General features: G+C 68.1%; 7 protein-coding genes and 1 pseudogene. 6 read left to right on the forward strand and 2 right to left on the reverse strand.

Features of this window, described 5'->3' with window-relative positions:
• The 6 genes and pseudogenes from recG to katG form a co-directional block, all read left to right on the forward strand.
• Window positions 1-1,544, forward strand: a 1,544-nt coding sequence (gene recG / locus H0W38_RS12190) for an ATP-dependent DNA helicase RecG (RefSeq protein ID WP_292454346.1), incomplete at its 5' end; no start/stop codon positions are given.
• 114 nt (window positions 1,545-1,658) lie between these two features.
• The gene (locus H0W38_RS12195; protein ID WP_292454349.1) at window positions 1,659-2,582 is read left to right on the forward strand and encodes a LysR substrate-binding domain-containing protein; all 924 of its coding nucleotides are present in this window, start codon (window positions 1,659-1,661) and stop codon (window positions 2,580-2,582) included.
• Window positions 2,583-2,633: 51 nt separating this feature from the next.
• Entirely contained in the window at window positions 2,634-2,948 is a 315-nt protein-coding gene (locus tag H0W38_RS12200; RefSeq protein WP_292454351.1) for a polyhydroxyalkanoic acid system family protein, read from the forward strand.
• 66 nt (window positions 2,949-3,014) lie between these two features.
• Window positions 3,015-3,134, forward strand: a pseudogene (locus H0W38_RS12205) (DNA starvation/stationary phase protection protein); the annotation flags it as partial.
• Between the two features lie 100 nt (window positions 3,135-3,234).
• Window positions 3,235-4,158, forward strand: coding sequence for a 4-hydroxybenzoate octaprenyltransferase (gene ubiA, locus H0W38_RS12210; protein ID WP_292454353.1), 924 nt, complete (start codon window positions 3,235-3,237; stop codon window positions 4,156-4,158).
• 134 nt (window positions 4,159-4,292) lie between these two features.
• Window positions 4,293-6,548: a catalase/peroxidase HPI gene (gene katG / locus H0W38_RS12215; RefSeq protein WP_292454356.1), complete on the forward strand. Its 2,256-nt coding sequence runs from the start codon at window positions 4,293-4,295 to the stop codon at window positions 6,546-6,548.
• Between the two features lie 287 nt (window positions 6,549-6,835).
• Here the strand turns inward: katG and H0W38_RS12220 are convergent, their stop codons facing one another.
• Both H0W38_RS12220 and H0W38_RS12225 read right to left on the reverse strand, forming a co-directional pair.
• Window positions 6,836-7,243, reverse strand: coding sequence for a type II toxin-antitoxin system VapC family toxin (locus H0W38_RS12220; protein WP_292454358.1), 408 nt, complete (start codon window positions 7,241-7,243; stop codon window positions 6,836-6,838).
• A gap of 12 nt (window positions 7,244-7,255) precedes the next feature.
• A partial coding sequence (locus H0W38_RS12225) for a hypothetical protein (protein WP_292454360.1) occupies window positions 7,256-7,442 on the reverse strand: 187 nt, incomplete at its 5' end.

Raw genomic sequence — 7,442 nt, forward strand, 5'->3', positions numbered from 1 at the left:
CCGCCGAGGCCCCTCTGGCGACGCTGGAAGACCGCAGCCACCCGGCCTGGCAGCGCATCAAGTTCGACGAGTTGCTGGCGCAGCAGCTTTCGCGCTTGCAGGCACAGCGGGAACGCGCGGCCCTGCGCGCGCCCGCACTTTGCACGCCCACACTTCTCCCGCCCGGCGTTCTCGCAGCGGCGGCGCACTGCGCCGCAGCACCCGGCGCCGCTCGGGGCCTGCACGAGCGCTTGCTCGCCGCGCTGCCCTTTCAGCTAACAGCCGCACAGCGCCGCGTCGCCGAAGAAATTGCGCACGACCTGGCCCGGCCCCAACCGACCCATCGGCTGCTGCAGGGCGACGTGGGCTCCGGCAAGACGGTGGTGGCCGCGCTGGCCGCGACGATCGCGATCGATGCCGGCTGGCAATGCGCGCTGATGGCCCCCACCGAGATCCTGGCTGACCAGCACTTCCGCAAACTCGTGGGCTGGCTCGAGCCGCTGGGCCTGGGCGTGGCCTGGCTCACCGGCGGCCAGAAGGGCAAGGCGCGCGCGCAGATGATGGCGAGCGTGGCCGACGGCAGCGCGCGGCTGGTGGTGGGCACGCACGCCGTCATTCAGGACCGCGTGGTGTTCCAGCGCCTGGGCTTGGCCATCATCGACGAGCAGCACCGCTTCGGCGTCGCGCAGCGGCTCGCCTTGCGGCAAAAACTCGTCGAACAAGCCGGGGCTTCGCCCGCGCTCGAACCGCACCTTCTCATGATGTCGGCCACGCCGATCCCGCGCACGCTGTCGATGACTTACTTCGCCGACCTCGACGTCAGCACCATCGACGAGCTGCCGCCGGGCCGCACGCCCATCGTCACCAAGCTCTTCGCCGACGGCCGCCGCGACGACGTGATCGCCCGCGTGCGCGAAGCGGTGGCGAGCGGGCGGCAGGTGTACTGGGTCTGCCCGCTGATCGAGGAGTCTGAAACGCTCGATCTGAAGAACGCCACCGAAACGCACGCCCAGCTCGCCGCTGCGCTGCCTGAAAGCGCGGTCGGCCTGCTGCACGGGCGCATGGGGGCCGCCGAGAAGGCGGCGGTGATGGAACGCTTCACCGCCGGCGGCATGGCCGTCCTGGTCTCGACCACCGTGATCGAAGTCGGCGTCGATGTGCCCGGCGCCAGCCTGATGGTGATCGAACATGCCGAGCGCTTCGGCCTGTCGCAGCTCCACCAGCTGCGCGGGCGCGTCGGCCGCGGCAGTGCGGCCAGCGTGTGCGTGCTGCTCTACACCCCGCCGCTGTCGGACACCGGCCGGGCGCGATTGAAGGCCATGTCCGAAACCAACGACGGTTTCGAGATCGCCCGCCGCGACCTCGACATCCGCGGCCCGGGCGAGTTCATGGGCGCGCGCCAAAGCGGCGCGGCGCTGCTGCGCTTCGCCGACCTGAGCGAGGACGACGTGCTGCTCGCACAAGCCCGTGCGATGGCGCCGAGCCTGCTGGCGAACCACCCCGGCGCCGCTCGGGCGCACGTGGAGCGGTGGCTCGGCGGCAAGGCCGAATACCTGAAAGTTTAGGAACGTTCTGGTTTGCGCCTCTCTCGCGAGTACGCGGGTGAGGGACTGCAGCAGGCCTGGTTGGCGTCGGCCACTCGCGCCCGATTGGCGAACGGCTGCGATATCCTGCCCTTCATGACCCTGACCGAGTTGCGCTACATCGTCGCCGTCGCGCGCGAGCGGCATTTCGGCCGTGCGGCCGAGGCCTGCTTCGTGTCGCAGCCCACCCTGTCGGTCGCGATCAAGAAACTCGAAGACGAGCTCGAGGTCAAGCTGTTCGAGCGCGGCAGCGCCGAGGTCTCGGTCACGCCGCTGGGCGAGGAAATCGTGCGGCAGGCGCAGTCGGTGCTCGAGCAGTCGCAGGCCATCCGCGAGATCGCCAAGCGCGGCAAGGACCCGCTGGCCGGGCCGCTGCGGCTGGGCATCATTTACACGATCGGGCCCTACCTGCTGCCCGATCTGGTCAAGCAGGCGATCGAGCTGTTTCCGCAAATGCCGCTGGTGCTGCAGGAAAACTTCACCGTCAAGCTGCTCGAGATGCTGCGCACCGGCGAGCTCGATGCGGCCATCCTCGCCGAGCCCTTTCCCGATGCCGGCCTGGCCATCGCGCCGCTCTACGACGAACCGTTCGTGGTGGCGGTACCCGACACCCACCCGCTGGCCGGGCGCGACAGCATTCCGTCCGAGGAGCTGAAGAAGGAAACCATGCTCCTGCTCGGCACCGGCCACTGCTTTCGCGACCACGTGCTCGAGGTATGCCCCGAATACGCCCGCTTCGCGAGCGACGCCGAGGGCATCCGCAAGAGCTTCGAGGGCTCCTCGCTGGAGACCATCAAGTACATGGTGGCCTCGGGCATGGGCATCACGGTGGTGCCGCAGCTGTCGGTCGCGAGCGGCCAGCAGCAGCACGTGAGCTATGTGCCCTTCGCCGCACCGGTGCCGACGCGGCGCGTCGTGCTGGCGTGGCGGCGCAGCTTCACGCGCTACGAGGCCATTGCGGCGATGCGCAATGCCATCTATGCCTGCGCGCTGCCGGGCGTCAGCCGGCTCACCGGGTAAGACGCCCACCGCATCGGTTGCTCAGCGCACGCGTCTTGCTACACCCGCGACATGACGACTCCAATCACCGTCGATATCCCGCATCAGCTCGGCCGCGCGGAGGCGCACCGCCGCATCGAGGACGGCTTTGCAAAGGTGCTGCAGCAATTGCCCGGCGGGGGCGCCGGCCACGTCACCGAGAGCTGGGACGGTGACCGTCTGGCCTTCAGCGTCTCGGCGCTCGGCCAGACCGTGCGCGGCGTGATCGACGTGCTCGACAACACGGTGAGGATGGAGATCGAGCTGCCGGGCTTCCTCGGCGCCATTGCGAACGGCCTCAAGGGCCGCCTGCAAAAGGCCGGGCAGTTGCTGCTCACCCGCAAGTAGAGCCGCCGACCTGCGGCCGCGGCCTTGCGCCAGCTTCGGTTTGAAAGCTACAGTGACAGTCACCCCCGCTGCCTGTTCCCACTCGCCGACAAGGCCCACGACGAGCCGACCGCCGATCTGCTGACTCAGCGGCTTGCCGTGCACGAGCAGTCGGCGTGGATGCTGCGCAGCTTGCTGGAGGAGTGAGGGAGGCCTTGCCCGAGGGGCTGAACGACTCCAAGCCTGCGAGTTCGATCACCAGCCGCTCGACCGCACCGCCCCACCCGGCCCTCCGATAATCGCGCGGGTGAGCAACTCCTCGGTCGCGCCCGCCTCCACCTCGCGCCTGGCGCTGTGGCTGGACCTGATCCGATGGAAGCGCCCCGCTGGCTGGCTGCTGCTGCTGTGGCCCACCTTGTCGGCGCTGTGGCTGGCCGCAGAGGGCTTTCCAGGCTGGCACCTGCTGGCCGTCTTCACGCTCGGCACCATCCTCATGCGCAGTGCCGGCTGCTGCATCAACGACGTCGCCGATCGCGACTTCGACCGCCACGTCAAGCGCACGGCGCAGCGGCCGGTGACGCGCGGCGCGGTGTCGGTGCGCGAGGCCCTCTTGCTTGGGGCGTTCCTGGCGCTGGCTGCCTTCGCGCTGGTGCTGACGACGAATCGGGCGACCGTGCTGCTGTCGTTCGCGGCACTCGCCATCACCATTGCCTATCCGTATGCGAAGCGTTTCGTGTCGATGCCGCAGGCCGTGCTCGGCGTGGCCTTCAGCTTCGGCATCCCGATGGCTTTCGCGGCCGTGCGCGGCGGCGGCGCCGAAGGCCTTGTTGCCGGAGTCGACGAGGCAGTGCCGCCGCTCGCCTGGGCCCTGCTCGCCGGCAACCTGTTCTGGGTGCTGGCCTACGACACCGAATACGCGATGGTCGACCGCGACGATGACCTGAACATCGGCATCCGCACCTCGGCCATCGCGCTCGGCCGCTTCGACGTCGCCGCGGTGATGGGCTTTTACGGCATCTATCTGGCGAGCTGGGGCTTTTTGGGCTTCCGGCAGGGCCTGCGAGGCCCCTTCATGCTCGGCCTGCTGGCCGCGCTCGCGCAGGCGCTGTGGCACTGGACGCTCATCCGCGGGCGAGGCCGCGACGACTGCTTCAAGGCCTTCCGGCTGAACCACTGGCTCGGCCTCGCGGTGTTCGCCGGCATCGCGGCCGACTTCATGCTGCGTCGCTGAAAGCGGGTTGTGCCCCAGGCCCGTGGGCTATCGACGGGATAGAGGGTTTCTCGTCGCGCCAGGCAGCTTCTGCAAGAGAATTTGTCGGTCCCTGATCACTTTCCCTCTCACTGCAGAAAATAGGAGTTGCCAAGATGGGTAGCGAAAAGACCGAAGCGAAGTGCCCGTTCAGCCAAGACGCAGCCGGTGTCACGACCAACCGCGATTGGTGGCCCAAGCAATTGCGCGTGGATCTGCTCCATCAGCATTCCTCCAAGTCCGACCCGATGGGCAAGGACTTCGACTACGCCGAGGCTTTCAAGAGCCTCGATCTCGCTGCAGTGAAGCAGGACCTCGCTGCCTTGATGACGGACTCCCAGGACTGGTGGCCGGCGGACTTCGGACACTACGGGCCGCTGTTCATCCGCATGGCATGGCACAGCGCCGGTACCTACCGCATCGGCGATGGCCGCGGAGGTGCCGGTCGCGGCCAGCAGCGCTTCGCGCCGTTGAACAGCTGGCCGGACAACGTGAGCCTCGACAAGGCCCGCCGCCTGCTGTGGCCGATCAAGCAAAAGTACGGCAACAAGATCTCGTGGGCCGACCTGATGGTCCTTACGGGCAACGTCGCGCTGGAGACCATGGGGTTCAAGACCTTCGGCTTCGGCGGCGGACGACCCGACGTGTGGGAGCCGGATCAGGACGTGAACTGGGGTCGCGAGACGAAGTGGCTCGGCGGCGACGAGCGCTACTCGCGAGGCTCGCCCGGCGTCTCGGGCCAGAGCGTGCTCGACTCGGAGGACGACAGCCAGGTCGAGCACACGCGCGACCTCGAGAACCCGCTTGCCGCCGTGCAGATGGGCCTCATCTACGTCAACCCCGAAGGCCCGGACGGCAAGCCCGATCCCATCGCCGCCGCGAAGGACATCCGCGAAACCTTCGCGCGCATGGCGATGGGCGACGAAGAGACGGTGGCGCTGATCGCCGGCGGACACACCTTCGGCAAGACCCACGGCGCGGCGCCCGCGACGAACGTCGGCGACAACCCCGAGGCCGTCGAGCTCGAGCACCAGGGCTTCGGCTGGAAGAACGGCTTCGGCACCGGCAAGGGCGGCGACACCATCACCAGCGGCCTGGAAGTCACCTGGACGAGCAAGCCGACGCAGTGGACCAACGAATACTTCGAGAACCTGTTCGGTTTCGAATGGGAACTGACGAAGAGCCCGGCCGGCGCGCAGCAGTGGGTGGCCAAGGGTGGCGCCGGCGCGGGCAAGATTCCGCATGCCCACGACCCGGCCAAGCGCCTGCCGCCGACGATGTTGACCACCGACCTCTCGCTGCGCATGGACCCGGCCTACGAGAAAATCTCCCGGCGCTTCATGGAGAACCCCGACCAGTTCGCCGATGCCTTCGCGCGGGCCTGGTTCAAGCTGACGCACCGTGACATGGGGCCGCGCGTGCGGTACCTGGGCCCCGAGGTGCCGGCCGAAGAATTCGTCTGGCAAGACCCGGTCCCCGCGGTCGACCACGCACTGGTCGACGAGCAGGATGTCGCGTCCCTCAAGAAGAAGGTGCTGGCTTCGGGCCTGACGGTGGCGCAACTCGTCTCGACCGCCTGGGCGTCGGCGTCAACGTTCCGCGGCTCGGACAAGCGCGGTGGCGCGAACGGTGCGCGGATCCGTCTCGCGCCGCAGAAGGACTGGGCCGTCAACCAGCCGGAGCAACTGGCGAAGGTGCTGCAGGTACTGGAGGGCATCCGCAGCGAGTTCAACGCCGCACAGACGGGCGGCAAGAAGATTTCGCTGGCCGACCTGATCGTGCTGGCCGGTAGCGCCGGCGTCGAGAAGGCCGCCAGCGACGCGGGGCACCAGGTCACGGTGCCGTTCGCGCCGGGCCGCGCGGACGCCTCGCAGGATCAGACCGACGTGCCGTCCTTCGCTCCCCTCGAACCGGTCGCGGACGGTTTCCGCAACTACCAGAAGGCGCGGTACAGCGTGCCGGCCGAGGCCTTGCTGATCGACAAGGCGCAGTTGCTGACGCTGACGGCGCCGGAAATGACCGTCCTCGTGGGAGGCCTTCGCGTGCTGGGTGCCAATGTCGGCCAGAACCGGCACGGCGTCTTCACCAAGAAGCCGGGCACATTGACCAACGACTACTTCGTCAACCTGCTCGACATGGGCACCGAGTGGAAGAGCGTCTCGGACGCCCAGGAACAGTTCGAAGGCCGCGACCGCAAGACCGGCGAACCCAGGGGGACCGCCACCCGGGTCGATCTGGTCTTCGGTTCGAACGCGCAGCTGCGCGCCATCGCCGAGGTGTACGGTGGCTCGGACGCGCAGAAGAAGTTCGCCGAGGACTTCGTGGCTGCGTGGGCGAAGGTGATGAATCTCGACCGTTTCGACATCGCCTGAAGCAGGCGCCGGATGCTGCGCCGCCTGCTCGAGGAGCAGGCGGACCGCGCAGCGCGTCGGTGCATCGGCACTCGCGATACGGCCGACGCACCGACTTCTCGACAACGCCGAGCGCCTTCCGTACGGGCGCCATTTCTGCCTCATCCGCGCGACGCTTGCGCGTGCGCTCGGTCCTGCGGCCCTTGGTGAAGAACGTCGGATTGGTCTTGACGCTCGCGCCCGTCGTGGAGAACACGCCGCCCGGCAGGCTCACGATGCACCAGACGTCGCACTCGTCGAGCAGCGTTTCAGTCCTTCTGCGGAGCGATCAACGCCACGCTCGGAAAGTAGCCCCGGTAGCGCCGCACGTCACGCGTCAGGATGGCGCAACCGAGCACCGCGGCCTGCGCGCCAATGAAAAAATCGGCCAGCACGTTGCCCTTGCGACCACCGGCTCGGCGATATTTCACGAACGCCTTGCCGGCAAGGAACAAGGCCGGGCGCGGCAGCTCCCGAATTTCGAGCCCCATGCCGCCGATGGCCTCGTCGAGCGCTTCGACGGATTCGAAGGTCAACGACAACTCCGAGTAAATCACCGGATTGATGAACAGTTCGTGCACCTGCGACTGCGCGCGCAACTGGCGCACCGACCAGTCCGCCCAATCGGGATCGTCCTCGAGCACGTCGACGAGGACGTTGGTGTCGACCAGCAGCACGGGGCGGACCGTTCAGTCCGTCCCGCGCAACAACTTCATCAAGTCGTCGGTGCGCCACTTCACCTGCGCCGCGCCGCGTGCCGACTCGAAGCGATCACGCTTGCCGGTGGGTCGGTTGCCCCCGGCCTTGTTCACGACAATCTGGCCCTCGCGATTGACACCGAAGTCCACGCTGTCCCCCGGAGCGAGCCGCAGCGCG

Source organism: Methylibium sp. (assembly GCF_013817365.1).
Lineage (GTDB): Bacteria > Pseudomonadota > Gammaproteobacteria > Burkholderiales > Burkholderiaceae_C > Methylibium.

Coding starts and splice junctions, on each gene's coding strand:
- H0W38_RS12195 (WP_292454349.1), top strand. CDS start 1,659: ATGACCCTGACCGAGTTGCGCTACATCGTCGCCGTCGCGCGCGAGCGG.
- H0W38_RS12200 (WP_292454351.1), top strand. CDS start 2,634: ATGACGACTCCAATCACCGTCGATATCCCGCATCAGCTCGGCCGCGCG.
- katG (WP_292454356.1), top strand. CDS start 4,293: ATGGGTAGCGAAAAGACCGAAGCGAAGTGCCCGTTCAGCCAAGACGCA.